We start from the raw sequence: 3,052 nt of genomic DNA, 5'->3' as shown, positions 1-3,052 counted from the left end.
CCAGTGTGGACACCACCGCCTCGTTCACGGAAGGTCGCGCGGCCACCGCGGGCTCTGGAAGCAAGGCAGGCTTGACCCATTGCGTGACGGGCGCTCTGCGCGGTTCGCCAATCCAGGCGGTGGCTGCAATGCTCATGGCGTGATCCTTATCGACACAGGTCTTGGCTGGAAGACCTGAACGATAGACAGCCAGCACCGCAATCAGAACGATCTATTTCGCATGCACTTGCGCGATTTGTGCATGACAGATCGGCCATTCACGGCTGCTACCAAATCAGATGGATACGCCATCGCATATCCGACATTTGCATATACGCATGCGCAAACATCGCTTCCCGCAACCTGGCCCGCTCGGTAAGGTTGCCGACATGACCAGCCAGACCACATCCCTGTTGAGCTGCTTTCAAGGCAAGCCCCAAAGCAAAAGCATCAGGGTGTTGATCATTCCTGGCTTGCGCAACAGCGGCCACGGACACTGGCAAAGCTGGCTGCAAACCCAATACAGAGGCGCCGTACGCGTGACGCAGGCAAATTGGGACACGCCGGATCTGCAAAGTTGGTCAAACCAGATCGACCACACCTTGGCTCGCCATGCCCCGGATACGCAGTGGATCGCCGTGGCGCACAGTTTCGGGTGCCTGGCATTGGCTCACTACCTGTCCGCGCAAAAGGCCCTGGCGCAAGCCCGCACGGGTGACCGCGCGGATGGCATCTGCGCCGCCCTGATGGTGGCGCCGGCAGACCCTGTCAAGTTTCAACTGACGGAACAGTTGCCTCACGATGGACTGTGCCTGAATGCCACCGTAGTAGGCAGCGAGAATGATCCCTGGATGCCATTGGAGCGCGCCCGCCTGTGGGCAGACCGCTGGGGAGCGGGATTCCACAATTTAGGCGAGGCGGGCCACGTGAACACCGAGTCCGGCTTTGGCCCATGGCCGCTGGCACGCTACAAGGTTGATCAGATGATTCGCTATCTGCAAGGCCAGAAGCGTCTAGAACGGGCTCATCCCATGGAGTTCACCTACGGGATATGAGGGAAGGCAGGCACAAAAAAACCACCTGACAGATGTGAGGTGGTTGATTGCTTTCAGACTTGTCGGTGGTGGGTGCTGAGGGGCTCGAACCCCCGACCTACGCCTTGTAAGGGCGCCGCTCTACCAACTGAGCTAAGCACCCGACAACTTGAACGAGGCGCTATTCTAGCCTCAGTTCAGCGCGTCTTTCAGTGCCTTGCCCGGACGAAATTTAGGCACCTTGGCTTTTTTGATCTTGATGGCGTCGCCAGTACGCGGGTTACGCCCCGTACGGGCCGCTCGGGTGCTCACGGCAAAGGTGCCAAAACCCACCAGCGACACGCTGCCACCCTTCTTCAGTGTGGTGGACACGCCACCGATCACCGCATCCAGGGCCCGGCCAGCGGCTGCCTTGGAGATGTCGGCTTGCTGGGCAATGTGTTCAATCAACTCGGACTTGTTCACGAAAAATCCCCTCAAAAAGATGCCACGAAATGAGTTCCAAAATCCTGGCGTGCTTGCAGCGCTAAGTCGGTCGGGGACAGCACCGTAAGGACAGCTCGACCCGGCAGAAGACCGGGGAAAATAATTCTATGCCCAATCGTCTGAGTGGCCTACCTGAGGAAGACGCGGATATGCACGCTTGACAGCCCGCAAGCGATGAAGGCCCAAAGCGCCAGCCTAGAGTTAATCGAAACTCATTCAACGCGCCTTGGCGCGGATATCGGGCAGGGACTTTTGAAGGTAGTAGGCCATGGACCAGATGGTCAGACCACAAGCCACGTAGATGAGCCACGTGCCCAGTACATGGGTATGAAGGCCGACACCGATATCGCCGTCGTACAGCAACAACACGATGGCCGCCATCTGCGCTGCAGTCTTGAGCTTGCCCAGCATGTGGACAGCCACGCTGCGCGATGCCCCGATCTGTGCCATCCACTCACGCAAGGCAGAGATCGCGATTTCACGCCCGATGATGATCAGTGCCACAGGCGCGGTTACACGCTTGAACTCCAGCAGGATCAGCAAGGATGCGCACACCAGGAACTTGTCTGCCACCGGATCCAGAAAGGCGCCGAAGGAAGAGGTCTGGTTCAGCCGCCGGGCCAGCCAGCCGTCCAGCCAATCGGTCAAGGCAACGACCACGAACAGCGCGCTCGCGAACAAGTTGATCTTGGCGATCGGCCACTGCAGGTAGAAAACGCCCACGATCAGCGGAATCGCAACGATCCGCGCCCATGTGAGCAGGGTGGGCAAAGTCCAGAACATGGCTGCATTGTGCCCCGTAACAGGGCGCTTCAACGCTGATCCAGCGTCATCGGCTTGAACTTCTTGTCCGCATTGAACAAAAAGGTCTCATTGAACTTCCAGGGCTTGGGCAAGCGACTGACATCACCGAAGGGTGCTGCCCGCCTCACCGCTGCCATGGCCATGTCCACGGTTTCACGTGCCTGGCTGGGATAACGCATGACGGCGATGTGCTTGATGCTGCCATCGCCATTGAGCTCGATGGTCAGCACCGGAATGGCCAACAGGATGTCTGGTGGCTTGTTTGTGTAAATGACATCCGGGTTGGCCATGACCATGCGGTTGGCGGCCTGCAATCGTGCATCGGCCCAGCTCTTGGGCGTATTGGGAACCGGGAGCTTGATCGGCCCCTTGGATGTGTTCACCGTCGTTGGCGCGGGCGGCGGTGCGTTCACCGCGGGCACGCTGGGTTTCGTGGCCGCGCCCGTCGAATCGTCCTTCTTGCCAAGCAAGCTGCATCCCACCACGCCAAAGGCGACGGCAAACCACAGGCCGTGCGACACCGCCCGCCGAAGCAACTTGCCATTGGCTATTTCAACGTAATGCACGATAGATCTCCTCGGCCAACTCACGGGAAATGCCCTCGACGCTGGCCAGCTCTTCCACACTGGCCGATGCTACGCCGCGTACGCCGCCAAATCGCTGCAGCAACCTGGCGCGACGCTTCGGCCCCACACCGGGAATATCCTCAAGGCGGCTGCCACCAGTGCGCACGCTGGCCCGCTTGGCGC

Annotated in this window: 5 protein-coding genes and 1 tRNA gene; 1 reads left to right on the top strand and 5 read right to left on the bottom strand. The window is 59.6% G+C overall.

Going from position 1 to position 3,052, the window contains the following annotated elements:
* The first annotated feature begins 317 nt into the window (after positions 1 to 317).
* Positions 318 to 1,034, top strand: a complete 717-nt coding sequence (locus tag EPO09_RS10855) for an alpha/beta hydrolase (protein ID WP_290642973.1) — start codon at positions 318 to 320, stop codon at positions 1,032 to 1,034.
* 66 nt (positions 1,035 to 1,100) lie between these two features.
* Here EPO09_RS10855 and EPO09_RS10850 read toward each other — a convergent pair.
* The 5 genes from EPO09_RS10850 to EPO09_RS10830 form a co-directional block, all read right to left on the bottom strand.
* Positions 1,101 to 1,176 (bottom strand) — tRNA-Val (locus EPO09_RS10850).
* A 29-nt stretch (positions 1,177 to 1,205) separates the two neighbouring features.
* Positions 1,206 to 1,478: an HU family DNA-binding protein gene (locus tag EPO09_RS10845; protein WP_290642971.1), complete on the bottom strand. Its 273-nt coding sequence runs from the start codon at positions 1,476 to 1,478 to the stop codon at positions 1,206 to 1,208.
* A gap of 237 nt (positions 1,479 to 1,715) precedes the next feature.
* Positions 1,716 to 2,282, bottom strand: a complete 567-nt coding sequence (gene pgsA, locus EPO09_RS10840) for a CDP-diacylglycerol--glycerol-3-phosphate 3-phosphatidyltransferase (protein WP_290642969.1) — start codon at positions 2,280 to 2,282, stop codon at positions 1,716 to 1,718.
* A 29-nt stretch (positions 2,283 to 2,311) separates the two neighbouring features.
* On the bottom strand, positions 2,312 to 2,869 hold the full coding sequence (locus EPO09_RS10835; protein ID WP_290642967.1) for a hypothetical protein: 558 nt from the start codon (positions 2,867 to 2,869) through the stop codon (positions 2,312 to 2,314).
* Positions 2,856 to 3,052, bottom strand: a 197-nt coding sequence (locus tag EPO09_RS10830) for a helix-hairpin-helix domain-containing protein (protein ID WP_290642965.1), incomplete at its 5' end; no start/stop codon positions are given. The genes EPO09_RS10830 and EPO09_RS10835, both read right to left, overlap by 14 nt.

The organism is Aquabacterium sp., assembly GCF_004297345.1.
Taxonomy (GTDB): domain Bacteria; phylum Pseudomonadota; class Gammaproteobacteria; order Burkholderiales; family Burkholderiaceae_C; genus Aquabacterium.
The sequence above is the reverse complement of the archived record's forward strand: the minus strand, read 5'-3'. Positions and strand labels throughout refer to the sequence as shown.

What these genes read in the sequence shown, in the direction of transcription:
- EPO09_RS10855 (WP_290642973.1), top strand. Translation starts at nt 318, where the DNA reads ATGCGCAAACATCGCTTCCCGCAACCTGGCCCGCTCGGTAAGGTTGCC.
- pgsA (WP_290642969.1), bottom strand. Translation starts at nt 2,282, where the DNA reads ATGTTCTGGACTTTGCCCACCCTGCTCACATGGGCGCGGATCGTTGCG.